This window comes from Verrucomicrobia bacterium S94 (genome assembly GCA_004299845.1).
In the GTDB taxonomy this organism is placed as follows: domain Bacteria; phylum Verrucomicrobiota; class Kiritimatiellia; order Kiritimatiellales; family Pontiellaceae; genus Pontiella.
Window position 1 is genome coordinate 3,877,270 of the sequence record CP036201.1, and the last position, 24,969, is coordinate 3,902,238.

Annotated in this window: 22 protein-coding genes and 1 tRNA gene; 18 read left to right on the top strand and 5 right to left on the bottom strand. The window is 53.2% G+C overall.

Annotation, left to right across the window (positions count from 1 at the left end; genetic code table 11):
• The first annotated feature begins 79 nt into the window (after positions 1-79).
• The 16 genes from EGM51_17080 (at position 80) to bamA (ending at position 12,383) form a co-directional block, all read left to right on the top strand.
• The gene (locus EGM51_17080) at positions 80-361 is read left to right on the top strand and encodes a zinc ribbon domain-containing protein (GenBank protein ID QBG49026.1); all 282 of its coding nucleotides are present in this window, start codon (positions 80-82) and stop codon (positions 359-361) included.
• A gap of 65 nt (positions 362-426) precedes the next feature.
• The gene (locus tag EGM51_17085) at positions 427-2,166 is read left to right on the top strand and encodes a hypothetical protein (protein ID QBG49027.1); all 1,740 of its coding nucleotides are present in this window, start codon (positions 427-429) and stop codon (positions 2,164-2,166) included.
• 83 nt (positions 2,167-2,249) lie between these two features.
• Complete coding sequence (locus EGM51_17090; GenBank protein ID QBG49028.1) at positions 2,250-2,705, top strand: D-tyrosyl-tRNA(Tyr) deacylase; 456 nt, start codon at positions 2,250-2,252, stop codon at positions 2,703-2,705.
• A gap of 70 nt (positions 2,706-2,775) precedes the next feature.
• Entirely contained in the window at positions 2,776-4,152 is a 1,377-nt protein-coding gene (gene argH, locus EGM51_17095) for an argininosuccinate lyase (GenBank protein ID QBG49029.1), read from the top strand.
• A gap of 1 nt (position 4,153) precedes the next feature.
• On the top strand, positions 4,154-4,570 hold the full coding sequence (locus tag EGM51_17100) for a YjbQ family protein (GenBank protein QBG49030.1): 417 nt from the start codon (positions 4,154-4,156) through the stop codon (positions 4,568-4,570).
• Between the two features lie 11 nt (positions 4,571-4,581).
• Positions 4,582-4,767 (top strand): hypothetical protein, encoded by a 186-nt coding sequence (locus EGM51_17105; GenBank protein QBG49031.1) that lies wholly within the window; start codon positions 4,582-4,584, stop codon positions 4,765-4,767.
• Positions 4,768-4,926: 159 nt separating this feature from the next.
• A tRNA-Gln gene (locus EGM51_17110) sits at positions 4,927-5,000 on the top strand.
• A gap of 16 nt (positions 5,001-5,016) precedes the next feature.
• Entirely contained in the window at positions 5,017-5,943 is a 927-nt protein-coding gene (locus EGM51_17115; protein QBG49032.1) for a ribose-phosphate pyrophosphokinase, read from the top strand.
• A gap of 17 nt (positions 5,944-5,960) precedes the next feature.
• Complete coding sequence (locus EGM51_17120; GenBank protein ID QBG49033.1) at positions 5,961-6,587, top strand: 50S ribosomal protein L25; 627 nt, start codon at positions 5,961-5,963, stop codon at positions 6,585-6,587.
• A 29-nt stretch (positions 6,588-6,616) separates the two neighbouring features.
• The gene (locus tag EGM51_17125; protein ID QBG49034.1) at positions 6,617-7,192 is read left to right on the top strand and encodes an aminoacyl-tRNA hydrolase; all 576 of its coding nucleotides are present in this window, start codon (positions 6,617-6,619) and stop codon (positions 7,190-7,192) included.
• Positions 7,193-7,208: 16 nt separating this feature from the next.
• Positions 7,209-7,517 (top strand): 30S ribosomal protein S6, encoded by a 309-nt coding sequence (rpsF, locus tag EGM51_17130; GenBank protein ID QBG49035.1) that lies wholly within the window; start codon positions 7,209-7,211, stop codon positions 7,515-7,517.
• 5 nt (positions 7,518-7,522) lie between these two features.
• Positions 7,523-7,954, top strand: coding sequence for a single-stranded DNA-binding protein (locus EGM51_17135; GenBank protein ID QBG49036.1), 432 nt, complete (start codon positions 7,523-7,525; stop codon positions 7,952-7,954).
• A gap of 16 nt (positions 7,955-7,970) precedes the next feature.
• Entirely contained in the window at positions 7,971-8,183 is a 213-nt protein-coding gene (gene rpsR / locus EGM51_17140) for a 30S ribosomal protein S18 (GenBank protein ID QBG49037.1), read from the top strand.
• Positions 8,184-8,199: 16 nt separating this feature from the next.
• The gene (locus EGM51_17145) at positions 8,200-8,652 is read left to right on the top strand and encodes a 50S ribosomal protein L9 (GenBank protein ID QBG49038.1); all 453 of its coding nucleotides are present in this window, start codon (positions 8,200-8,202) and stop codon (positions 8,650-8,652) included.
• Positions 8,649-10,031, top strand: coding sequence for a replicative DNA helicase (dnaB, locus tag EGM51_17150; GenBank protein ID QBG49039.1), 1,383 nt, complete (start codon positions 8,649-8,651; stop codon positions 10,029-10,031). Before EGM51_17145 ends, dnaB begins: the two co-directional genes overlap by 4 nt.
• 21 nt (positions 10,032-10,052) lie before the next feature.
• Entirely contained in the window at positions 10,053-12,383 is a 2,331-nt protein-coding gene (gene bamA, locus EGM51_17155) for an outer membrane protein assembly factor BamA (GenBank protein QBG49040.1), read from the top strand.
• 86 nt (positions 12,384-12,469) lie between these two features.
• Here the strand turns inward: bamA and EGM51_17160 are convergent, their stop codons facing one another.
• Both EGM51_17160 and ligA read right to left on the bottom strand, forming a co-directional pair.
• Positions 12,470-13,009 carry a DUF386 domain-containing protein gene (locus EGM51_17160; protein QBG49041.1) on the bottom strand — a complete coding sequence of 180 codons (540 nt, stop codon included), beginning with the start codon at positions 13,007-13,009 and terminating at the stop codon, positions 12,470-12,472.
• On the bottom strand, positions 12,960-15,011 hold the full coding sequence (gene ligA, locus EGM51_17165) for an NAD-dependent DNA ligase LigA (GenBank protein QBG49042.1): 2,052 nt from the start codon (positions 15,009-15,011) through the stop codon (positions 12,960-12,962). Before ligA ends, EGM51_17160 begins: the two co-directional genes overlap by 50 nt.
• Before the next feature lie 258 nt (positions 15,012-15,269).
• Here ligA and rlmB point away from each other — a divergent pair, with 258 nt between their 5' ends.
• Both rlmB and EGM51_17175 read left to right on the top strand, forming a co-directional pair.
• Positions 15,270-15,872 carry a 23S rRNA (guanosine(2251)-2'-O)-methyltransferase RlmB gene (gene rlmB, locus EGM51_17170; protein QBG49043.1) on the top strand — a complete coding sequence of 201 codons (603 nt, stop codon included), beginning with the start codon at positions 15,270-15,272 and terminating at the stop codon, positions 15,870-15,872.
• Between the two features lie 130 nt (positions 15,873-16,002).
• Positions 16,003-17,922 carry a hypothetical protein gene (locus tag EGM51_17175; GenBank protein ID QBG49044.1) on the top strand — a complete coding sequence of 640 codons (1,920 nt, stop codon included), beginning with the start codon at positions 16,003-16,005 and terminating at the stop codon, positions 17,920-17,922.
• An 18-nt stretch (positions 17,923-17,940) separates the two neighbouring features.
• On the opposite strand, the gene EGM51_17180 is transcribed toward EGM51_17175, so the two are convergent.
• Genes EGM51_17180 through EGM51_17190 form a run of 3 tightly spaced genes read right to left on the bottom strand, consistent with a single transcriptional unit; the run spans position 17,941 to position 24,968 of the window.
• Entirely contained in the window at positions 17,941-19,734 is a 1,794-nt protein-coding gene (locus tag EGM51_17180) for a Na/Pi cotransporter family protein (GenBank protein ID QBG49045.1), read from the bottom strand.
• A 34-nt stretch (positions 19,735-19,768) separates the two neighbouring features.
• Entirely contained in the window at positions 19,769-23,200 is a 3,432-nt protein-coding gene (locus tag EGM51_17185) for a hypothetical protein (protein QBG49046.1), read from the bottom strand.
• A gap of 25 nt (positions 23,201-23,225) precedes the next feature.
• Positions 23,226-24,968, bottom strand: coding sequence for a hypothetical protein (locus EGM51_17190; GenBank protein QBG49047.1), 1,743 nt, complete (start codon positions 24,966-24,968; stop codon positions 23,226-23,228).
• Between the last annotated feature and the right edge of the window lies 1 nt (position 24,969).

The window sequence follows — 24,969 nt, forward strand, 5'->3', positions numbered from 1 at the left end:
TGTCCAGAATCAATTTGACAATAGAGGGGGAGTCGCTAAATTCCGCGTTTTTTGAATCTGTTTGTAAATGGAGAGTGCTATGCCAACGTATGATTATGAATGCAGAGAGTGTGGTCATCATTTCGAGGCTTTTCAGAGTATGTCGGCTGATCCGCTGACGAGCTGTCCGAAGTGTGAGGGGGAAGTACAGCGCATGATCGGCATGGGATCCGGTGTGCTTTTCAAAGGATCGGGATTTTATGAAACAGATTATCGAAGTTCCGGGTATAATAAGGATAAGGCCGCTGATAAACCCGGTAATACCGAGACGAAAAAGGATAAAAAGTCCGCTTCCAATAAGAATACGAAACAGGCACAGTAGTCGACCAATTGCGGCTTGTGGTTGGGCAGGACGCGTAATTCTCTTAAAAGAAGGACAACTGGACTATGAAGGATAAGAAGGAATTCTACAATCTGTTGGCTGAGCTCGACGGACAGCCGTTCGCGGAGTATCAGAGACTGATCGGAGATTTCGATTTCACCCGCTATGTCATTAAGTGCATGAACATTGATCTGTCGGAAGAGACGGGCAGTCGTCCGGTATTCAGCATCCGTGTTCCGCAGACCATATCAGAGATTCCGGAATATCTCTTCGACAGTCCGGTGCGGCGCACCGCGATGGAGGATCTGCTGCTGCGTCGTATGGCGAACCGAATTGCTTCCATAGCGCACTATGACCACAACGGTGTTGCCCGCCGTCATATTCATGTGGCCACACCCAACCAGAAGATCCTTCCCCGCAATGCATTGCTGCTGACCCGGGAATATATTGAAGTCCGTATTGAAATCACGCTGCCGGTGCAGACCATTGTGGTCGACGGTGAGCCGATTGTTTCCATTGATGGTACCATGGCTCAGCAGATCTTTTTTGAAGATCTTCCGGAAGTGGTGAGTAATTCGCTGCTGTACTGCAATATTGAAGTGTCTGAGGCGGATGACCATGTAAACTGCATGGAGGATGCTGACCGGCTTCGTCAGTATCTCAGTGCTTCCGGACAGGTGGCTTTCGTTGCCGAAGGAGCGCTGGTGAGCCGGGAAACCGGTACCGATACTCCGGATTTTGTCCGCTTTGACCCGGTTGAGGTCAGTGAGGATATTGTTGAAGAGGTCGAAGTGCCGCACAGCGGAACCGTACGCGGCCTCGGTATTCCGAGCGGGTTGACGCTGATTCTGGGCGAATCCAACAGTGGCCGGGTGGACCTGATGGATGCGATTGGGCAGGGGATATACAATCATATTCCCGGTGACGGCCGCGAATATGTGGTTACGGTTGCGGATGCGGTGAATATTCGCTCTGAAGTCGGCCGTTCCATTCAGCAGGTTGATATATCAGCTTTTGCCAGCAGTCTTTCCGATGGCGGAACACCTTCCTCCTATTCTGCTAAAGCGGCAGGAGCGTTCACATCGCAGGCTGCCTCCACGGTTGAGGCGCTCGAAGCCGGTGCGCGCGTTCTGCTGTATGATGAGCACAGCTCTTCATCCACATTTCTTTCTTCAGACACCCGGGTGACCTCGTTGCTGGGTGAATCATCGCGCAATACACTGGCCGCACGGGCCCGTCAGATGGTGGACGAACTGGGTATTTCCATGGTGGTGGCGGGCAGCAGCCTTGTTGCGGAATTTATTCCGATCGCCGATAAAATCCTCAAGGTGGAGAATTTTATGGTTACGGATATCACGGAAGAGGCCAAAGCGCTGGATATCACTCCGTCTATACCGGTGAATGATACAGTGAATCTTTCTTCAATGCTCAGTCGTTCGCGCTGGATTATGCCGAGCTCTATCGATCCGAGCATCGGCCGTGAAGATCTTGTGATCGAAACCGACGAAATTGATTTTCTGCAGTTCGGTCGTTCGCTGGTGGATCTTGATGGGGTCCGGCAGATTGCGGATGTCGATCAGGTGCGCGCAATCGGTTATGTACTCTACTATGCAAAGCTGCGCTATATGGATGAAGGTTATCCGCTTCGGGAAATCCTTGATCTGGTTGATCGCGATCTTTCCAATGAGGGTCTTAACGCGCTGGTACGTGATGTACGCGGCGATCTGGCCCGTCCGCGGCGGTATGAAGTGGCTGCCACGTTGAACCGTCTGCCTGCGTTCCGTGTATCACACGTCACAGAATAACGTATTTTTAACGGATTAAGAGAAGGTCGCAGAGCCCGCGAAGAGACGATCTTTGCGAACTTTGCGGCCTTTATGTTTAAACAATGAAACTTGTTGTTCAGCGGGTAAAGCGGGCCTCCGTTACGGTTGAAGGAGGGAAAATATCCGAAATCGGCCGGGGGCTGCTTGTGTTTTGCGGAGTCGGGCACGATGATACGGAGCACGATGCCCGTTTTCTGGCAAGGAAAACTGCCCATTTGCGCATTTTTGAAGATGATGCCGGGAAGATGAACCGGTCCGTGATGGATGTCGGCGGTGAAATTCTTTCAGTCAGTCAGTTTACGCTCTATGGCGACTGCACCAGAGGGAACCGTCCGAGTTTCATCGAAGCGGCCCGTCCGGAGTCAGGCGAGGCACTGTTTAATGCATATGTTCAGGCTTTGGAGAAAATCGGGTTTGTTCCGAAAACGGGCAGGTTCGGTGCGGATATGAGCGTGGATCTGCTGAACGACGGGCCGGTGACACTGATTATGGAATCTTCCGGGCGTACCCGGGATTAAGGACGGATAATTCTTCAGCATCTGCGTGCATTCGTGTTTATTCGCAATGAATAATTTTTAAGGTGAAGTCATGGCAAAACAGAAAACAACCGTTGGAATTATTAATCATGAAACGTTGGCTTATACAGCTGGACGTGATGTGGAGCTGGATCATGCACTGATTACGGTCGACTGTATCGGAACGGCGGCGCATGTGACCATGCTTTCGAAAATGCCGGTAAAGCCGAAGCTGATTACCGGGGATGAATGCATGCAGGTGATCGAAGGTCTGGTGGAAATCATCGGGCTGGCGCAGCAGAATCAATTTAAAATCGAGTTGGCGGATCAGGATGTGCATCTGGCGGTGGAGCGAACACTTACCAAAAAACTGGGTGATCTGGGTAAAAAAATCCATACCTGCCGCAGCCGGAATGACCAGGTGGCGGTGGATCTGCGTCTGTATGCTAAAGAACAGCTGCTTCAGACGCTCGAAGAGGCTGCAGCTCTGGCGGCGGTGTTGGTTTCCTTCGGCCGGAAACACAAGGACGTTCCAATGGTTGGAAGAACGCACATGCAGCCGGGAATGCCGTCGAGCGTCGGCCTCTGGGCGACGGCGCATGCGGAGAGTCTGCTGGATGACTGTGTCGGGCTGGTTAATGCATATGAACTGAACGATCAGTGCCCGCTGGGCTCTGCGGCAAGTTATGGGGTCCCGCTGCCGATTGACCGGCAATTGACGTCCGATCTGCTGGGTTTCGGGCGTCCCACTCATAATGTGCTTTATGCCAATAACGGCCGGGGAAAAATGGAGAATCTGGTTCTGTCGGCCATGAGTCAGGTGATGCTGACGCTGTCGCGTCTTTCGCAGGACCTGATGATTTTCACGATGCCGGAGTTTGATTATTTTCAGTTGCCGGCGGAATTCTGTACGGGGAGTTCGATTATGCCGCAGAAGCAGAATCCGGATGTCTGTGAGCTGATGCGCGCCAAGGCCTCGCGGGTGAAAGCCGCGGAGCTGGGAGTGTATGATCTGATTAAAGGATCGCCGTCCGGGTACAACCGTGATCTGCAGGAGGCTAAGGAGCTTTTCATGGAAGGGATTGCGACCACGCGCGCCAGTTTGCGGATTATGGCTCCGATGATTAAAAGCGCCAAAGTAAATAAACAGAAGCTGATTGATGGTTTTACGCCGGATGTTTTTGCCACAGACCGTGCGCTGGAGCTGGTGGGCGAAGGCATGCCGTTTCGCGATGCATATCATTATATTAAGGAAAATCTCCACGAACTGGAAAATATCGATCCGACAGAGGCGATTCAGCTGAAAACGCATCTGGGTGCACCGTTCGGGCTGGACTGGGATTATTTCAAGGACCGAATCGCGGCCGTGAAAGAAACGGTGCGCGAGGAGCGCAAGGCGTTTAATCGTGCTGTAACCCGTTTGCTGGGTGTTAAATATCCGATTCAGTAAGATGGTTTATCGTGAGACAATTCAGATTGAAACGTCCGGGCATCGTGATATGCACGAGATGACCAACCGGGTGCAGGCGATTGTGGACCGGTCCTGCATTTCGGAGGGTACGGCGCATGTATTTAATGTCGGCAGTACCGGTATTATCGGAACGATTGAGTATGAGCCGGGGCTGGAAAAAGATCTGCCCGATATGCTCGATCGGCTGATTCCTCCGAGTCTGGATTATGGTCATGAGCGCCAGTGGCACGACGGGAATGGCCACTCGCATCTGCAGGCGACACTGATGGGGCCCGAAATAACGGTGCCGGTTGGTGGCGGGCGCCTGTTGTTGGGTACGTGGCAGCAGATCTTCCATCTTGAGGCGGATATCAAACCGCGCAGCCGCAAGGTTGTTGTTACTGTGGTCGGGGAATAATGGATGTATTTATGAACATCCTGTTCTGGTTGGGTATTTTCGGTCTGGTGGATGGTTCGTTGGGAATTCTGCTGAAGGAAAAGTGGCAGAAAATGGCCGGGGATATGGATATTCAGAAGGTGGCGTTGATTGAGATCAGTCTGGCCTGGGTTTTTCTGATTCTGCATTTTGCGCTGCAATACGGATTCGGACGGTAGCGGCACTTTTCCGCTACTTTGGAAAAGCGCTGAAAAGAGGGCGTTTTCTTCGATATGCCCGCTTGACTTCCAACCCGTTGCTTTCTATGGTCTTCCGCTCTTTTGAACTTGAGAAAGGAAAAGGGGCGGGTTCGACTGTGCCTTTTTTACTATTTTTGTTGCCCGATAGTGTAATGGAAGCACATGTGACTTTGACTCATAGGGTCCTGGTTCGAACCCAGGTCGGGCAACCATGCAGAAGTGTAGATTATGAAAATTATTTCAGGGACAGGACATCGGGAATTGGCCGAGCAGATTGCTGCTGCGGCAGGCGCGGATTTGTGTGATGTAGACATCACGCGGTTCCCTGATGGCGAGGTATTTGTTAAAATTGTCGAGAATGTTCGCGGGGATGACCTCTTTATTGTTCAGTCCGTTTCGGTGAAGCCGAATGAATACCTGATGGAGCTCCTGATTATGATTGATGCGGCCAAACGGGCTTCGGCCGATCGCATCACGGCCGTGCTCCCATTCTACGGCTATGCCCGGCAGGACCGAAAAGATCAGCCGCGCGTTCCGATTACTGCAAAACTGGTGGCCAATCTGCTGGTTGCGGCGGGCGCGGACCGTATTCTCTGTGTGGATCTGCATGCGCAGCAGATTCAGGGTTTTTTTGATATTCCGGTGGATCACCTCTATGCTTCGCCCGTGATTGTTAAATACCTGCGTTCGTTGGACCTTGATGATCTGGTGGTGGTTTCGCCGGATGCCGGCGGCCTGAAAATGGCGGATGCGTATTCGAAGCTGCTTGATGCCGGTATTGCTCTGGTGGGCAAGCAGCGTAAGAGTGCAACCGATGTGGAGGCCAATCATCTGGTGGGTGATGTCGAGGGGCGGAATACCCTGCTGGTAGATGACATGACTTCAACGGCCGGTACGCTGACCGCGGCGGCCAAACTGCTGGAAAAAGCGGGTGCAAAATCAATTCGTGCGGCGGTTAGCCATTCCCTGCTGACTGAACAGGGGATAGACCGTCTTAAAGGTTCGCCCATTTGCGAGCTGGTGACCACCGATACGGTGCCGCAGCGCGAATGGACTTCATTTAATGTAACTGTATTATCTGTGGCCGACACGCTGGCGGAAGCCATCTGCCGGATTCACAACGACCAATCCGTCAGCTCGCTGTTCCGGGTTTGATTATTAGGAGAGAATCAATGGAAGATATTAAACTGATTGCTAAAAAAAGAGAACTCGGCGGTTCTTCAAATGCGCGCCGCCTGCGTAGTGAAGGCCGTCTGCCGGGTGTCGTATACGGCGGGGATAAAGAGCCGGTATCCGTTGTGGTTGATGCGCATGATCTGGAACAGATCCTGCATCATCATTCCAGTGAAAGTGTGATGATTGAAATCGACCTCGAGGGCGAAGGAGATACTCGCGTTCTGGTGAAAGAGGTTCAGCATCATCCGGTGACCAGCGATCTGGTTCATGTGGATATGCAGCGTGTTGTTGCCGGGCAGACCATGCATGTGGACATACAGATTGAACTCATCGGAGAAGCTGCCGGGGTTAAAGCCGGCGGTACGCTGGATCATGTAATGCACAGCATCGCTGTAGAGTGTCTGCCGAAGGACATCGTTGAAGCGATTGAGGTTGATGTTTCCGATCTGGAAATCGGTCAGAATCTGCACGTTTCCGACCTCGGTATTGATGACACTTTCAAAGTACTGGTTGATGATGATGCGATTGTCTGCGGGGTTTCCGGTCCGATGGCGGAGGTTGACGAAGACGAAGAAGCTGAGGCCGGCGAGCCGGAAGTGCTTACCGAAAAGAATGCTGAGTAAACTGTGATCCTGTTTCCCGGGAGGTTGATTTGAGACTGGTCGTGGGGCTGGGAAATCCCGGAAAAGAGTACGAGCGCACCCGTCACAACATCGGCTTTATGGTTGTGGAGGAACTGGCCCGGCGTCAGGGCGCTCTGCTGAAAAAGAAGTTTTTGTTTCCCGCCCGTGTGGCGAAATGCCGGATCGGGGAGCAGGAAGTGCGGTTAATTGAACCGACTACTTTTATGAACCACAGTGGTAAGGCGGTCTGGGGTGCCATGAGAAAATGGCGCGCTGATCCGGAAGATACAGTGGTGGTTTACGACGATGTCGACGTTGCTTTCGGCGGCATCAGGGTTCGGGCGAAGGGCTCGGGCGGAAGTCATAACGGCATGAAATCGGTGCTGGAGTGGCTTCAAACGAAAGGGTTCCCCCGCGTGCGGGTGGGCATCGGGCCGAAGCCGGCTGAAACGGACATGATCAAGTTCGTTCTGGGCGACTTCCCCGAACAGGAGCATTTGAAGTTGGAAAAGGTTGTCGAACGTGCCGCCGATGCGGTAGAAAGCATCCTTTCCGTTGGAACTGAGCGAACCATGAACGAGTTCAACCAGTTACAGATAGGTTAAGTATAGGAGAAAACCATTGAATACGTATGAAGGACTGTTCATCTTTCCGGAGGCACTGGACGAAGAAGGACTCGACCAGGCAATCGGCCGTGTGAAAGAAGAACTCGAAAAGCTGGGCGGCTCGATTGAAAGTGCTGCCCGCATGGGAAAGAAGACATTCGCCCGCGCACTGAAAAAGCAGAAGGCCGGTCTTTATGTGAACATTATGTTCAAGCTCGACGGTGCACAGGTTGATGCATTCAAAACCCGTCTGAAGCTGAGCACGAATGTGTTCCGTCACCAGTTTGTTGTTGCCAAAGGAGCAGAAGTCGCTCAGGAGGCGTAAGCACCATGGCCAGTTTTAATAAGGTCCTGCTGATGGGAAATCTGACGCGCAATCCGGAAATCCGGTATACGCCGTCCGGTACCGCTGTGGCAGACCTGGGGCTGGCTGTTAATGAGAACTTCAAAAACAAAGCGGGGGAAACGGTTGAACAGACCTGCTTTGTTGATGTCGTTGTTTGGGGACGCCAGGCCGAAACCTCGGCTGAGTATCTCCAGAAGGGCTCTCCCGTTTTTGTTGAGGGAAAGCTTCAGCTGGACCAGTGGGAAAACCAGCAGGGTGAAAAACGGAGTAAGCTGCGTGTACGTGCAGACCGTATTCAGTTTCTGGGCTCTCCCGGAAAGAGTACGGAGTTTTCTGCGGCACCTTCATCAGCTCCGCAGGATAACGTTCCGCAGCCACCCCCGGTTGCGGATGATGAAGATGATGTGCCGTTTTAGAGAAAGGATATAAACTATGGCTCGTAGAGATAGAGATGATTACAAGCGCGATCCGGAGCTCCTGCGTGGAGTTACCGAGGTTGACTATAAAGATGCTGAGTTCCTGAAGAAATTCATGACCGACCGCGGTAAAATTCTGCCGGGACGTATTACCGGTGCGAATGCCCAGCAGCAGCGTAATATTAAGAAAGCAATCCGCCGTGCCCGCGTAATGGGTCTGGTCCGCTAAGCAAGGAGTATTTACCATGGCTGTTGAAGTACTGTTGATGGACCAGGTTGAAGGCCTGGGTATTGAAGGTGATATTGTTAAGGTGGCCGACGGCTATGCCCGCAACTTCCTTTTCCCGCGTGGTATCGCTTCAGAAGTGACGGAAGGCAAAAAGCGCCAGATCGAGAAAAAACGTCTCGAACGTCTGGCCCTGCTTGAAAAAGAAAAAGCCGCTGCTGAAGAGCTCGTCAAGAAAATCGAAGGCGTTGAGTGCACCATTGCGGCAAAAGTCGGCGAAACCGGTAAGATGTTCGGTTCGGTCGGCGTGCCGGCCATTCTGGAAAAACTGGCGGAAGCCGGTATTGAAATCGATAAATCCAAAGTTGCACTCGCGGAACCGCTACATGAACTCGGTGTGTTTGATGTCGCCATCAAACTTCATCCGGAAGTTACCGCAACACTTAAGGTCTGGGTCGTCGAAGATAAATGATCCCAGGGGATCCATCCGGACTGAGAATCCCCCCGCACAGCGAAGAGGCCGAGCGGGGGGTTTTAGGTTCCATATTGCTCGATCCCGCCGGCTCTATCGATAAATGTCTGGCAAAGCGCCTTGGCCCTGATTGTTTTTATGATCGTCGCCATCAGGCGCTTTTTGAGCAACTGCAGGAAATGAGCCAGGCAAATGTTCCGATGGATGCGCTCACCATTGGTGAATGGCTCAAAAAAAACAATGTCCTCGATAAAGTCGGCGGTTACGATTATCTCGTTCAGCTGCAGGACAGCACGCTCGTTCCGGCTCATGTGGAGTTCTACTGTGACATTGTCATGGAAAAAAAACTCTACCGCAGCCTGATTGAAAAATCATCGGAAGCGATTGATAAAGCTTATCAGGGCGAAGTCAATGCGTCGGAGCTGATCAGTGCTGCGCAGGAGGATTTGTTTTCTCTCTCTGTTAATGGTGCTGAAAAAATTCCTGACTGGAAAGAGTCGGTCCGTGGGGCTTTTGAGGAAATTGAAAATGCGGATCCGAATCAACTGGTCACCGGAGTGACGACCGGATTTATAGGGCTGAATGAGCGGCTCGGCGGTTTACACAAGACCGATATGATTGTACTGGCGGCCCGTCCGGCCATGGGTAAAACCTCGCTGGCGCTGAATATTGCGGAAAATGCGGCGCTCGGCATACATGGCGATCCGGTTCCTGTGGCGGTATTCAGTCTTGAAATGAGCCGAGAGCAGCTGGTTAAACGTATGCTGTTCTGTAATGCGCGGCTTCCGATGCACCGCGCCAAGGGACGTGGCCTTACACCCGATGAACATGCCAAGCTGACCTCGGCTGTTGACCGGCTTTCCAAAGCCAAAATTTATATCGATGACACCCCGGGCCTTGAGGCTGTGGAAATGCGTTCGCGTGCCCGGAGAATGAAGGAGCGTTACGGTATCGGCCTCGTTGTAATTGACTATCTGCAGTTGATGAACTTTTCCAAATTTGCGAGCGACGGTCGGCAGCGCGAAACCATGGCGATTTCCGGTGCTGTGAAGGCGATGGCGAAAGAGCTGGATGTTCCGGTGATTGTGCTTTCCCAGCTCAGCCGTGCCGCCGAGAGTACCGGAGATAATATTCCGAAGCTTTCGCACTTGCGTGATTCCGGAGCGATTGAGCAGGATGCCGATATGGTCTGGCTGCTGTATCGTCCGAGTTATTATGCGAAGGGCGATGAACGCAACTCCGATAATCTTGCGATACTGGATGTGGCTAAATACCGCCACGGTGCTACCGGAGAAGTGAAGTTATCCTTTATCCGGGAGTACACCCGTTTTGAAGACCGTGCCGAGTTTGAAGATCAGTTCGACCCGGGTGAAGAATAGTTTCCAACCTTTGGACGGTTAATGAAATACATACGTTCTATACTTTTCAGCCTTCTGACCGCCGCCGCAGTTCATGCGGAAGTGATTAAAGATATCCGTATCGTGAATGCGGACGGCAAAGCCTATGACAACAGCTCTGTGGCTGCTTTCACCTCCTTCAGTGTCGGGGAGCAGGTGCCCGACCGGGAGACGATACTTTCTTCGATTGCAACTGATGTGAACCGGATGCGAGAATCCGGCCGATATTCATATGTGAATGCCCGCATGGATATTGAAGGTGACGGTGTTGTGCTGGTTTATACCGTGGTATCAAAACACCGACTGCGTCGGATCGCTATTGTCGGCGGCAAAAAAAGCGGGCGGAAAATTAAGCAGAAGTCCGAACTGGAAGTCGGCCAGTTTGCGGATGACTCCTCCTTTGAAATTGCTGCGGCTAAAATCCGTGAAGCCTATCGCGATTACTGGTATCCGGATGCGAAAGTGACCTGGACATCGAAGGTCAATGATGAACTGGGAACGGTTGATGTGGTCTTTAAAATTGATGAAGGCCCTAAGATGGGCATCAAACACATTGAGTTTGAAGGCAATGATATCATAGAGGATAAACAGCTGCGGAAAGTGATTCAGCAGAAGGAAAAACGCTGGTGGTCGTTTATTACCGGTTCGGGGAAGTACAAAGAAGAAGCGGTTGATGCCGACGTTTATGCCATCAAGACGCTTTACATGAACAATGGTTTCCTGGATGTCCGTGTATCTGAACCGGTGCTGGATGATTCCAATCCGAAAAAGTCGCGGCTCACGTTCCGGATTGATGAAGGCCAGCGCTACCGGCTCGGCGAGATTTCGCTGGAAGGGGTTGAGGCCTATCCGGAAAATGAAGTTCTCCGTGCCGTGCGGTTGCGTCCGGGAACGATTGCCTCAGTTGAAAACTCTGAACGCGGCAGCGAAGCCATCAAGGCTTATTACGGCAACCGTGGTTATGTCCGTACCATCGTGCGGCCGGTATACGATGCCAACGCGGAGACCGGTATTGTAGATATTACGTATCAGGTTACCGAAGGAAGCATCGGCTATATCAATGCTATAAACATCAGTGGCAACGAGCGTACGCTCGATAAAGTGATCCGGCGCGAGCTGGTCATGTATCCCGGTGAAAAATACAACCGAAGCCGGATTAAAACCTCTGAAAGCCGTTTGCGAAACCTGAACTATTTCGAAGTGGTCACCATCAATCCGGAACCGACCGGAGAAGGAGACAAATATGATATCAACGTTCAGGTCAGCGAAAAACCGACAGGGCAGTTTACTGCCGGTGTCGGTTTCTCGAGTGTGGATTCACTGGTAGGCTATATCGAGCTTTCGCAGGGTAACTTTAACTGGAAAACGTGGCCGCCCATAGGAGCCGGCCAGAAATTCAAGATTCGTCTGCAATTGGGTACGGAGCGTAATGACATTGATATTTCGTTCATTGAGCCGTGGTTCCTCAATCGGCAGCTCTCCTTCGGAATTGACCTGTTCCACCATGAATACCGTTATTTTTCGGATTCCTATGACCAGCAGAATGACGGTTTCCGGTTGTCGCTCGGAAAGCCGTTGTCCCGCTGGACCCGCGGGAGTCTTGCCTACACGCTGGAACAGTTTAATGTGTTTGATGTCGATGATTCCGCATCCCAGGCGATTAAGGACGAAAAGGGCCGCCGGCTCAAAAGCAGTCTCGAATATACCTGGACCTATGATTCGCGTGACCGGTTTTTCAATCCTTCGCGCGGGCAGAAAACGACCATTGCCCCGTATGTTGCCGGCGGCATGCTCGGCGGCGAAACTGATCTGTACGGAGTCCGGGTGCGGGCCACGCGCTATTGGCCGATGATGTGGGACATGATTTTTAATCTGCGAGGACAGATTGAATCGGTGGAAGCTTTTGGTGACAGTAAAAAAGAGGCTGGAACCTATGGTGAAGGGGTGCCGATTTTCGACCGGATGTTTCTTGGCGGCTCCTATAATCTGCGAGGGTTCGAATACCGCGATGTCGGCCCGACCGATCCCGTTACCGAGGATACCGTAGGTGGCAACTCCATGGCTTTCTGGACGGCTGAGCTCACCTATCCGATATGGAATAAAATCCGTGGTGCTGTTTTTTATGACTGGGGTTTTGTGAATGAGGATTCATGGGACTTCAATCCGAGTAAGCACGGAAATAATTTCGGCTATCACGACGACTGGGGTATCGGCCTGCGCCTGGATCTGCCCGGTTTCCCGTTGCATCTTGATTATGCCTGGCCGATCACCTATGACGACCGGTATCTCAGTGGAAAAGGCCGCTTCAACTTCCTGATCGGACACACCTTCTAGAAACTTGAACTGTGAAATTGGAAACTTGAACGATAGGTTATTCTAATCACAATCTGAAATCTGAAATCTGAAATCTGAAATTTTCCTCAGTCGACCGCGACTTTCACTACCACTTTGTGGATCGGGCCGTCTCCAATGCCTGGAAGGTGGGCATCGGTGGGCAGAAAAATGGCAAAGGAGCCCTCGGGAACTTTTACCACACTCTGAACGGGGTCGGTAAAAAATTCCAGATCGCGTTCTGCGTCATAGCCTTCAGAACCGACGAGGTCGACGAGCGGGCTCCAGCCCATCGATTCATGACCGCTGATGATATACTGAATATCAATATACCTGCGGTGGGCTTCGAGTTTTCCATCTTCGATTTTCCGGCCGTTGTTTTTTTCGACAATGGCGAAAACCAGTCCGTCTGAGATTTCATAGCGTCCCGCTTCCAGTTCCGCAATTCCCGGCTGATCGAGAAAGCCGAATCCTTCCGACAGTCCGGTTTTGATTCCCGTATATCGTGCGGCATTTTCCAGTGTATCCAGAATCATGGTATCTCCATATAATGTTGACGAAGCTCCCGGCTTCGTGAGGTTAAAATGCAAAGCCCATCTGGCCGGTGTTTTTATCTTCGGCATCTTCATCGGAACTCAGTAGATTGATCAGCTGTTCCTCATTCAGAATGGTGACCCCAAGGGCTTCGGCTTTGGCCAGTTTTGAGCCTGCGGCTTCGCCTGCCACCAGATAGCTGGTTTTTTTTGAAACACTGCTGCTGACTTTTCCGCCCCGAGCCTTGATCTTATCGCCGGCTTCATCCCGGGTCATGGTTTTCAGAGATCCGGTCAGTACAAATGTAAGCCCTTCAAGTTCGTTACTGCCGCCTTCGTTTTTCTGTTCAAAATTTACGCCGGCCGTCCGGAGTTGTTCGATAATTCGGCGGGTATCGGGGGATTGGAAATATTCCACGATTGATTTTCCGACGATGGGGCCGATATCGCGAATATTTTCCAGTGTCTGAATGTCAGTCGCCATCAGAGCATCGATGTTTTTGAATTCCCGGGCAAGAATAGAGGCCGCTCCTTTGCCGACATGACGAATACCGAGGCCGAACAGCACTTTTTCAAAAGGCCTTTTTCTGCTCTCTTCAATGCCTTTAATGAGATTGTCGGCTGATTTTTCGCCCATGCGTTCAAGTCCGAGCACCTCCACTTTCCGGAGGGTGTAGAGTTCGGCCGGATTTTTCACTAACCCGCCATCCACCAATTGTTCCACCAGAGATTCGCCCAGTCCGTTAATATCCATGGCCCCGCGCGATGCAAAATGGGTAAGCCAGTTTTTCACCTGTGCCGGACATTGAAGGTTGATGCAGCGTACCGCCACTTCGCCGTCCCGCTTTTCGACCTCGCTGCCGCAGACCGGGCATCGGCCGGGCATCGAAAACTCCTTCTCGGTTCCTGTACGTTTTTCGTCCAGCACTTTGACTACAGCCGGAATAATCTCCCCGGCCTTTTCGATAATTACGCGGTCGCCGATGCGGATATCTTTACGTCGGATTTCGTCTTCGTTGTGTAATGTGGCGCGTTTGACCGTGGTTCCGGCCAGCGGTACCGGTTCAAGTTCCGCCACCGGAGTCAGCACGCCGGTGCGGCCCACCTGGATGGAAATGGCGTTAAGCCGGGTTTCGGCCTGTTCCGGTTCATATTTATAGGCCACGGCCCAGCGCGGACTTTTGGCCGTATAGCCGAGGTCCTCGTAGAGGCGGCGCTGGTTTACTTTAATTACACCGCCGTCCATCCCGAACGGAAATTCGTGGCGCATGTTTTCCAGTTCATCAAGCAGTTCGATAATTTCAGCAATCGTGTTCCGAAGCCAATACTTCGGCGTAATCCGCAGTCCGTAGTTCCGCAATTTCAGAAGCATCTGCTCGTGGGTATCGAAATCAATACCGACGAGTTCGCCGGTGGCATAAAAAACAGCATCCAGCGGGCGGGAAGCCACTTCGCGCGGATCGAGCAGTTTCAGTGATCCGGCACAGGCATTGCGGGGATTGGCAAAAGGTTCCAGTCCGGCTTCCTGCCGCTGTTCATTCAGTGCGCCGAAACCCCGGGTATCCATATAAATTTCGCCGCGTACCTCCAGTACGGCCGGCGGCATCATATCGGTCAGGCGAAGCGGAATTGATTTAATGGTCCGAACATTCGCCGTTACATCATCGCCCGTCGTTCCGTCGCCGCGCGTCAGCGCACGGACTAATTCGCCGTTTTCATACCGTAGCGAAATGGCCACGCCGTCGATTTTCGGTTCAAGAATATAGTCAAAGGTCTCCTCGGGAATCAGTTTTCGGATCCGAATATCAAATTCGGCCAGTTCCTCTTTGGAATAGGTATTGGAAAGGCTCATCATCGGCACCGCATGCCGCACACTGTCGAAGCGGGCCAGCGGAGCACCGCCGACCCGCTGGGTCGGGGAGGTGGGGCTGCTGAATTCCGGAAATTTCCGTTCCAGTTTTTCCAGTGACTGGAGGAGGGCATCGTATTCGCGGTCGGTGATCTCCGGTGCGGCATCAATATAATAGAGGCGGTTATGGCGCTCAATTTCAGCGCGCAATTTATCGATCTTCTGCTTGGCTTCGGCTTTGTCTGTCATAATTCGGGAAAGCTACAGAAAGGGGCCGGAGTCGTCTATGCAATTGGCAAGGAAAGCAACAGAAGTCGAAGGGGGCGGGGGTGCGGGGGAACCCCGGGAGTATTGTGCCGGATTGTCCCGGTCCGCGTGTGGATGTGAACCGTGGCGGAAACGGAATACGTTGGATCTGTTTTATTTCTGACTGCGAGATTTCCGGTAATGGTGATCGGCAGCGCGCAGTGCGGTGGGTATAAGGAGATAAACGGTTTACTGGAGATTATGAGAAAACAATCGAAGCGACGTGCTGATCAGGGCCGAAACTCATCGCATGGGCGCAGTAATAAGCATTCGACCGGAGTCCGGGGACGGGCGCGGATGGCCGATGAATCGGAACTTGAGGCCTTGCTTGCAGGGGTGGAGCAGCCGTTGATTCTGATCCTGGATTCACTGCAGGACCCGCATAATCTGGGGGCGTGCATCCGTTCCGCCAATGCGGCGGGGGCGGATGCGGTCATCATGCCTCGTGATAGAGCTGTGGGGGTAACGGACACCGCCATGAAGGTCAGTTGCGGCGGGGCCTCCGAGACGCCGCTTTTCCGCGTGAAAAATCTGGCGCGCACCATAGACCTGCTTAAACAGCTGGGAATTCGTGTTGCAGGCACATCGGATCACCAGGGAACACAGAATCTCTATGAGGCGGATATTTCGGGCCCGATTGCTGTTATGGCGGGATCGGAGGAAAAAGGGGTGCGCCGGTTATCGATGGATAAATGCGATCTGCTGCTGAGTATCCCCATGGCCGGTTGTGTGCCGTGTCTGAATGTATCTGTGGCCGTGGGAATCTGTCTGTTTGAAGTTGTACGCCAGCGGTCGTTGGGCTGAGCGGGCGCACATCGTGTTTCATCCGAACCGGTCTGTGAATAAATGCGGTTACGCTTGTGAGGCTGCAGCGAGAATGGGGTGAGGGAGATTCGGCGGCGGGGAAGTGTGTGCCGGGTTTTGAGGGGACCCGATGAGAATCTCCATGAAAACGGCGGATTTTTCTATAGCATCTGCAGGCGCATCCTTGCATGATTTCCTTTCACGTTTTGACGGAAAACCATTAACGGGGAATGCAATGAGACCTACTTTTTCAGAGAGTATGGAGCTGGTCGGCCTTTCGACCAACTGGAATAATTTTACCGATGAGCAGAAGGAGCTGATCAATACGCTGGTGGAAAACGGGCAGGCACATCTGTTTGCCGGATGGGATGAGCCGGGTACGAACGATGACGCAAAGCAGGCCTTTCTGGAATCGCTGGAAAAAATTAACGGGAATTATCCGGGCGGGCTGGCCGGTTATATTTCCAATGCCCGGAAACTGCTGGCGGAATCCAAGGCGGGCGCAAATCCGTTTGAAGGGCTGACGCCGGAGCAGCCGGAAAAGGTGGATCTTACTTCGTTTACGGATGCGTTTGAAAAATATGAATCCATCGGGGCACAGTATTTCGATAAAGTCGGTGTTGTACTGGTGGCCGGCGGCCTGGGCGAACGACTGGGCTATAACGGCATCAAAGTGGATATTGCGGTTGAAGTGCTCGAAGAAACCACGTATCTGAAGCATTATGCCGACAATCTACTGGCGATGCAGGCGCGGTCGGAAAGTAAGCGGCCGGTTCCGTTCATTATTATGGTCTCTCAGGATACCGGCTCTAAAACCATCCGGTCTCTTGAAGAGAATAACTATTTCGGGCTGCAGAAAGAACAGGTCCATATTCTCCAGCAGGAGCTGGTTCCGGCGATTGCCGATAATGACGGCGCATTGGCATTGAAGGAAAAATATAAACTGATTCTTAAGCCGCACGGGCATGGCGATATTCACATGCTGCTGCACACCAGCGGGGTGGCGGCGAAGCTGGCGGCGGAAGGCATTGAATATTTCATGTTTATTCAGGATACCAACGGCCCGAGCTTTAATACGCTGCCGGCGGCGATCGGGGTGTCGGTTGAAAACGGATATGACTTTAACTCGCTGGCGATTGTACGCCGTCCCGGCGAAGCGGTCGGCGGTCTGGCCAAACTGGTGGGCAAGGGTAAAGAATTCACGCTCAACGTGGAATATAATCAGCTTGACCCACTGTTGCGCGCCACGATCAATCCTGAGGGCGATGTCGCTGACGAAACCGGCTTTTCCCCGTTCCCGGGCAACTGCAATACGCTGGTGATCAAGACCGAGTCGTATGTCCGTATTCTTGAAGCAACTCAGGGCATTATTGCCGAGTTTGTGAACCCGAAATATACGGATGAGACCAAGACCGCTTTTAAAAAGCCGACGCGTCTGGAAACGATGATGCAGGATCTGCCGAAGCTGTTCGGTGAAGCTGAAAAGGTGGGCGTAACCGTGTTTGACCGCATGTGGAGCTTTTCGCCGAATAAGAACAATGTGGTTGATGCCGCAGCCAAAGTGGCTGCCGGAGGGCCGGCGGACGCGAGTGCCACGGCAGAGAATGATTTTTATGGTGCCGGCCGGGCGCGTCTGAAAGCTGCCGGAATGAAGGTGAAAGAGGGTGAGGAAATTAAACTGCTCGGCGTCCCGTTCACCACCGGACCGAAAGTGATTCTCCGGCCGTCGTTTGCTATGACGCTTGAAGAGGGTCGCCGTAAAATTTCAGGTGGAAGTATTTCCGATGAAGCGACGCTGATTCTTGAAGGTTCCGGTATCACATTGGAAGACGTTGAGCTTTCCGGAAAATCCGGCTTGGTGGTGAAGGCCTGCGATGGTGCGAAAGTGACGGTTAAGGGCAAATTTGAAAACGACGGTTTTGAACTGGTTGAGCTGGATGCCGATGCCGAGGTTCCGGAATACCTGAAGATTCGCGGCTACACTTTTGAGAACCGCGGGGCCCAGATTTTCTCGTTTACCGAACCCGGAGAATATGTGGTTGAAGGCTGAGTGTTGAAGGTTTTCAATCTAAGGTAACTGCAGTGCCGCCCTGGAAGCCCGGGGCGGTTTTTTATTAGCGGTATTCGTCTGATTGCAGGCGGTCGAGATAGTCTTTAGGGTTGATATTGTCCGGAAGGGTGTATCCGGGGCTTCGGCAGACATCACACGGTTCAGCTTTTCGCGCTTGAGCCAGAATTGCGGTTGCTGTTCGGCTAGAGCAATACTCTTAATATGTTTTGAAATCCGCCAGAAGTTGGAGAGGTAGTCGTTAAAGAACAGTCCGGCGGCGGGCGTGATTTCCTTGGTTTCCAGTCGTTGGAAATGAGCACGGCGTACCTTGATGGCGGTTTCGCTGCACTGTTTCTGCAGATCAATGATTTCTCTGGCGATATCCTGGAAATTATCAAGTTCGGGATTAAGTGACTGGATGACTTTGGCGAGCAGCAGCTCGACGGCTTTATGCACTTCCAGCCAGTTTTCTACGGCATCGGGACTGAAACGGGCGGTGGATACCGCACGCTGCCGTGCGGCAATATCGGCCAGGTTGGCGATATGATCCCCGATCCGTTCGAGATCGGACATGCAGCGGTCGATGTGACCGATAAGGATTGACTGCCGTTTGGAGAGGTAGTGTTTGGTCAGATCGGTAAGATAGCTGCGCATGGCTGTTTTGATGGCGTTGACGCTATGTTCATTGACTTTAATTCGTTTGGTCCGTCCGGGATCGTGCTGAATAAATTCTTCGGCTGCCAGATGCAGGCTGACTGCACAGATTCTGCTGGTACGCTGAAGTTCGTGCAGACAGGCGGAAATGGCTCGTTCCGGCTGGATGAGCTGGTCTCGGTTGAGATAGCTGGATTCTGGTTGCTTACGTTTTGTCGGAGTAAGCACGATGGTAATTTTTGCAATGACGGGAGCCAGAGGCAGCAGGAGTAAGGCGGAAAGTGTCATTTTGAGGGTTCCGGCATTGGCGGCCTGGCGGATCAGGTCGTCAGAAGTTAAGGGGATGTATTGATAGAAGAGCGGGGCCGTTGCAATCGCTAAGGTGGTGCTGATCAAATTAAAAATCAAATGAGCAATGGCCGCGCGCCGCGCATCCACCGTTGTGCCGATACTTCCTAGCAGACCGGTCACGCAGGTGCCGACGTTGGCTCCGATGATGATCGGAAAAATGCCCTGAAAATCCGTGATGGCTCCGGCGGAAATCAGGGCGAACCCCATGCCGATGACGGCACCGGAACTTTGAACTGCTCCGGTGACCAGTGCGGCTATGCATGTGCCTGTGATGAGCCCCTTGAAGGAATGCCCACTGATATGCACCAGCCAGGGTTCAAAGAGTGCCCGATGGGGTCTTAGGGAATCGCCCATGATCGTCATGCCGAGAAACAGCAGGCCGAAGCCGAGGATGGCCTGACCGCCATATTTAAGTTTTCGATGGCTGGAAATCAGGTGCAGCATAAGGCCCGTGAAAACGGCCGGAAGGCAATAGTCACTCAGTCTGAAAGAAATCAGCTGAACGGAGAGTGTGGTGCCGATATTGGCACCGAGAATCGGGGCAATCGATTGCGACAGGGTCATCAGACCGGCGTTAATGAATCCAATGAAAAGCACGACGGATGCGCTGCTTTGTATAAGACCGCCAATGAGGGTGCCGAGTCCGAGCCCGGAAAAGCGGTTTCCGGTGGATTTGCCGAGCAGGGTCCGCATGCCCTCGCCAAGGGCGGAGGATAACCCCTCACTCATTGTGCGCATTCCGAAAATGAAAAGAGCCAGTCCGCCGAGCAGGTTGAACAGCAAGGTGATAAGTTCAGGGGTATCCATGTTTAAATCATAGATGACCCGTTGCCGTTGTCAACTAGCGCAGATGGATACCGACCTTATAAAAGCGGGCATCTGAAGAATCGGTACTGATGACGGTGCTCAATGTGCCCGGGGCCAGTTCGTGATCGCTGGAAAAACCGGGAGTTGACAAATCATCGGAATAGATTGCCGTGAAAACGAACGGATCCGCATAGGCCGCCGGCCACTGAATATCGAGCTGAATCTGTCCTGCACCGAGAGAAGTCACAGTAACTTCCGGAGGACTGAGATCGACGATGGCTCCTGCAGGTGTGTTGAGCGGGTCGGCGGGATCGGAGCCGTCCAGATATTCCTGAAGATCGCTGTAGCCGTCGCCATCGGAATCGAGGTGGGACGGGGACCTCGGACTGGCCAGCAGGTTTTCTTCGAGCGCATCCGGAATGAGATTCCCGTTGGCATCGGCATCCGATGAAACGGGCACGGCGGTAAGGTTCAGACTTATAATTTCAATGGGATCGGTACCGGGCACCCGGTTCCATGAAACGTCGGTGAAGGCCAGCGCAGTGACTTCGGCGCCTGCTCCCAGTTCAAAAGAAAAGGGCATGATATAAGGGCGACCCTCGGCATCGTAGAGGCTCTTGGCGGCATCGTCTGTCGTGTAGAGCACCGGACAACTATTTGAGAATGAGCCGTCCCGGACTTCCAGCAACAGCGATTCCACCGGGCGGGGGGAAATACTGGCCAGCATGTTGGTGGCGTTGTCTACGATCTGAGTCAGTTCACTCGAATTATAGGTAACGCGCGCGGCGTAGTTGGAATTCAGCGTGCCGGTCAGCAGATAGTTGCGGAGCACGGTCATCGGCAACGGATAAAGGCCCGGTTCAGCGTCGGAATACTCGCTGCAGATATCGTAGAGTTCCTGGGCAAGGAATCGGAGTGCAGCGCTGTTGGCGTCTGAAAGATAGGTGTCGATTTCAGCGATGACTGTTTCCGGCAGAAATGCGTTATTGGTGTTTCTGCGCAGGTCGGAAAAATCATTTGCAGATACACTGAGCATGGTGCCGTCGGAAGGACGCGTTGGAAAAATAGTGGCGTAACGGTTGGTAATGAAACCTTCATTGAACAGTTCGTCGATCAGTTTCCGTTCGGTCAGCATGGCTCTCAGGACATCCTCGGTGTTGAGTTCATCCTGAAGTACCGGAACGGAGCTGTTGGTCATGATATTGAGTGCTGCGCTGATCCAGGTTGCGGATTCCGATGCGAGATTACCCCCGCTGTAGACCGGCGGAATTTCCAGGGGCTGGAATGAGGGCGGTATCATGACCGAGGCCATTTCAATGCCGATATTTTTATTGCTGAATGACGTGCTGATGGGGAAATGCTGATCGGTCAGCAGGGTGAAGAAACCGGCTTCAATGGTGGACGGCATGTTGGTGATCAATACGGAGGGGTCGGTGATGCCGGCAACAGCATGGTTGGAGGCTGTGGCAAAACCGAACTGCCATCCGGTGCCGCTGAATGCACGCAGTGTGGTTCCGGTTCGGCAGACGGTGAGACTGTCCGCGGTTCCGTCATATGGTGTCAGAGAAATGTGCAGATCGAAAGCGGAGAACTGTTCAAGCCGGCCGGACGTTCCGGGGATCGGGAGTACAGGTACGTTTGAGGAGACTGCGGGATCAGAGCCGGCCAGCAGTTCTTCAAGATCGGAGAAGCCATCGCCGTCGGCATCGAGTCCGCTGGTGAGCGGATTCAGGCCGTTTGCAAGTTCGACATAATCAGGAATACCGTCGCTGTCGGAATCAAGTTCGCCGGGAGCGTCTTCAAATGAGTAGGAGGAAGACCGGATCGGCGAGCGCTGTCCGCCCGGAGCTTCGGCATAGAACAGAATGGTTTCATCCTTAAACAACGGAATAGCGGAGCTGTAAAGGTTCCAGACCGTGGAATCCGACAGACGGTAATAGATGTCATCGCCGGTGCTGTTGGAAAACGTAACCTCAATGCCGGTACGGTAGTGCCCGGGGGCGGGATTGATGAAGGCTTCAGCCCATTGATCGCCTGCGGCCGCTTCGGTGCTGTAAATGGAATACGGGATGCCGGCCTGATTGACCAGCGTGTGCTGAGCACTGATATCGGCAAGGCCGAGAACCGCTGTGTCGGTATTGCCGAGACCATCCGGCAGGCCCTGATCGATTTCGTAGTCGGCCTCAATTTGGACGGGACCACCGGTCAGCAGCGCCCGGGAGGACCAGTCGCCGGCGTTCAGGGTCTGAAGCCGTTGCGGTTGCGGATTCACGAACGGTTCGTTTACAAAAGTGAATACGTTGGCCCGACCACGTGCTGCAGTTACAGCAGGAAGTTCAAGCGGGCCATCTCCCTGGAAAGTACCGTCCGCAAATTCAAAACGTTCCGCAGTGAGGGAACGGCCGGTGGCCTCGTCGGCTGAAAGCAGGACAAAGCGGTCGGAGCCGATCTGCAGAGCGGCGCTATAGAAGATGCCGCTTCCGGCCGAAGCGATGTCGTGGTCATATATCGGATCATTCACGCCGTCGTAAGCGAAAACCCGGGCCTCCCCGTTGGTATAGAAGATCAGCAGCCAATCTGATCCTTTGGCCTGAACGGTCTGGATTGAACGGATATCGCCGCCGAAGTCGACGGCATCGAGGGTACTGAAGGTATCGCCGGGCTGCATGTAAAACCGATAGGCGGAGGAGGTGCCCGGATCCCAGGCGATGTAGTGGATATAGCCGCCGGATACCGGATGTATCGGACAGTAGTCCGGTGCGGTCAGTGCACTGTTGAAAAAGAGGGAGTCGAGGTAGTGAATGGTTCCCGTTGAAAATTCATACATACGCAATGCATTGTTGCTGCGGTCGAGGAATACGGCGGCGGCTTGGTTGCCGGTATACAATACCGAATTGCCGCGTTCCCAGGCATCGCTGATGGTGTGGGAGCCCAGCGGGGTGAAGGAACTGCCGGACGATTCAATACGCTCCAGCCGGTTTGGATTCGATGAGCCCAGGCTGTTAATAACGATCAGGTCCGATTCCGGGGTTCCTGCTCCGATGGGCAGGCTGACCACCGTTTCCGGACCGATTTCATTTCCAAAAACCGGAAGAGGATAGGCGGGGGTTCCGACGCCGGCCGCCTCGATCAGGTGAATGCGGTTCATAAAAGGCGTGACTGCAGCAATGCTGTCGTAATTGACATCGGTGATGGGGCCGGTGGCGAGACCGGTAATATTGGTTGCACCCAGACTGCGTGATTCGGACCAGGTGAAGAGGTCGCTGCTGATCTGATAGCCGGCTCTGAACGTGCCGCTGCTTTTATCTACAACAACGATATCCTGACGTCCGTCTCCATCAAGATCCGCACGGGTGATCAGTTCCTGTTCGGTTTCCGTGACAAACCCGCCTGAAGCAGACAGGACAAAGCCGATACAGAATCCGGACAGTCTGAGGGCGTCGGCAGCTGTATGAAACGTTTTCATGGTTTTCATATCCTTTTCATAACGGTTATTCCGGGATCGATACGGTACCGGCATCATAGATGGTTTCCGGTTCTCCGTTTTCGCCGAAGCGAACGAGAAGATACTGATAATTCGCACCGAGCATTACGGGATGGGTGTCGACCAGATAGATGCCCCAGACCGCGTCCTGACTCCGGTGGGTTACACGAATGAACGGGTCATATAATGTGGTCTTTCCGGGATTGGCGGGATCATTTTGACCGTAGGCAATATTTTCCATAAGGACCGATACCTGGGCTACATCACCACTCACCTGTGGATAGAGGGGAGAGGAAATCTGGTACCGGTAGAGTACACAGGGGAATACGGTCTGTCCGTCGTCATCGGTATAGAGGAGCGATTCCGGTGTGCTGGAGGTGTAGAGAAATATGCCCTTTCCGGGGGCGATATCACCGATACTTTTGTTATCGATTTCGCCGATTCGTATCCCCACACGACCGGAGGTGTAAATGCCCTGATAACGATCCCCGGGAAGATCGCTGCTGTAGGGCAGCATAAACCGCGCTTTAATGCGGGAATCAAAGGGGTCTTCAACGGGAGGAAGCGGACGGGTCGGCCAGGGGACATCCGGTCCAGCCAGCGGAGCAGGAGTCCAGACAAAGCGGCGCGCTTCACTCCACCTGCCGCGCTCTCCGTTAGGACCGACAGCGCGTACCATCAGAATATATTCCGGTCCCAGTTCGACGGAACCGTTAATGAGGAATTCCGGGTTCTCCGGCAGTCCGAAGTTTGCGCCGACCCGGCCGGTCATATAGGTCATGAAACTGAGGTTGGTGGTCACACCTTCGAGCACTACATCGGTAAAGTTGGTGATGCCGAGGCCTTCGATATCGCGCAGTTCCGGACTGAATGAGGCTGTGACGGGGGAACCGCCGTCTTTATGTACAGCCACTTCGAACCGCTCTATCCCCTGCGGGGCGCAGAACCAGGAGGCTTCGAAACCCGGGCTGGCGGTTTCTGTTCCGGTCGACTCCAGCGGATTGAGCACTGGAACCGGAAGGTCCATGGTCCGGGTAATGTCAATGCAGTCGATCAGCGTCATCGGACCCGGATTGCCGTTGAAGTCCAGGAACTGATAGTAGTAGCAGATGGTGCCGCCGTTCGCGATATAGGCCTGCTCATCAGCTTCAATGATGGTGGTGGCGTTGGAGGTTGCGCCCTGGCCGATCAGTGTGCGCGGGCCGTTGTTCACCCGGCGATAGTAGCGGTATTCGCCGGCATCCGGCGGAACATCAACCTCCAGCACCGGGAAAAACGGCGTCGGTGTGCCGGTGACATGCGGGCCGTCAGAGGGATCATTGCTGAATCCGTAGGTGGCGAACCCGAGAAAATTGGCGACACCGGTATCCCGGACACTGAGTGCTCCGACACGCCATTCACTGGTCTTGACACCATTGCCGACGCGGCAGAAAACCGTGTAATAGTCGAGGTGTCCTTCCGGCAGTTTGGCTGTTGCGCTGACCTGCGGTTTGTTGTCGAAGTAGAACCGTCCGACAAAGGCGGCGTTTGTGATCAGTTCAGGGTTGCCGTTTTCATTGGGCAGGTAGGCGAACTCAGCCCATTGTACGCCCTCGTTGGTGCGGGTGCAGTTGAAGACCAGATCATAAAACGGGTTATCGGCTTCCGAGCCGAATTTATCGAGATTACAATGAAGCGTTTCCACATAAATACTGATGTTGGCGCCAAGCTGGGCTTCCGGGCCTTCCCAGTCGTGGATACCGCCATGCACG

Coding starts and splice junctions, on each gene's coding strand:
- EGM51_17120 (QBG49033.1), top strand. CDS start 5,961: ATGGAAGATATTAAACTGATTGCTAAAAAAAGAGAACTCGGCGGTTCT.
- EGM51_17080 (QBG49026.1), top strand. CDS start 80: ATGCCAACGTATGATTATGAATGCAGAGAGTGTGGTCATCATTTCGAG.
- EGM51_17180 (QBG49045.1), bottom strand. CDS start 19,734: ATGGATACCCCTGAACTTATCACCTTGCTGTTCAACCTGCTCGGCGGA.
- EGM51_17145 (QBG49038.1), top strand. CDS start 8,200: ATGGCTGTTGAAGTACTGTTGATGGACCAGGTTGAAGGCCTGGGTATT.
- EGM51_17100 (QBG49030.1), top strand. CDS start 4,154: ATGGTTTATCGTGAGACAATTCAGATTGAAACGTCCGGGCATCGTGAT.
- EGM51_17085 (QBG49027.1), top strand. CDS start 427: ATGAAGGATAAGAAGGAATTCTACAATCTGTTGGCTGAGCTCGACGGA.
- bamA (QBG49040.1), top strand. CDS start 10,053: ATGAAATACATACGTTCTATACTTTTCAGCCTTCTGACCGCCGCCGCA.
- EGM51_17135 (QBG49036.1), top strand. CDS start 7,523: ATGGCCAGTTTTAATAAGGTCCTGCTGATGGGAAATCTGACGCGCAAT.
- EGM51_17090 (QBG49028.1), top strand. CDS start 2,250: ATGAAACTTGTTGTTCAGCGGGTAAAGCGGGCCTCCGTTACGGTTGAA.
- EGM51_17175 (QBG49044.1), top strand. CDS start 16,003: ATGAGAATCTCCATGAAAACGGCGGATTTTTCTATAGCATCTGCAGGC.
- ligA (QBG49042.1), bottom strand. CDS start 15,011: ATGACAGACAAAGCCGAAGCCAAGCAGAAGATCGATAAATTGCGCGCT.
- rlmB (QBG49043.1), top strand. CDS start 15,270: ATGAGAAAACAATCGAAGCGACGTGCTGATCAGGGCCGAAACTCATCG.
- EGM51_17185 (QBG49046.1), bottom strand. CDS start 23,200: ATGAAAACGTTTCATACAGCTGCCGACGCCCTCAGACTGTCCGGATTC.
- dnaB (QBG49039.1), top strand. CDS start 8,649: ATGATCCCAGGGGATCCATCCGGACTGAGAATCCCCCCGCACAGCGAA.
- argH (QBG49029.1), top strand. CDS start 2,776: ATGGCAAAACAGAAAACAACCGTTGGAATTATTAATCATGAAACGTTG.
- EGM51_17115 (QBG49032.1), top strand. CDS start 5,017: ATGAAAATTATTTCAGGGACAGGACATCGGGAATTGGCCGAGCAGATT.
- EGM51_17160 (QBG49041.1), bottom strand. CDS start 13,009: ATGAAGATGCCGAAGATAAAAACACCGGCCAGATGGGCTTTGCATTTT.
- rpsR (QBG49037.1), top strand. CDS start 7,971: ATGGCTCGTAGAGATAGAGATGATTACAAGCGCGATCCGGAGCTCCTG.
- EGM51_17105 (QBG49031.1), top strand. CDS start 4,582: ATGAACATCCTGTTCTGGTTGGGTATTTTCGGTCTGGTGGATGGTTCG.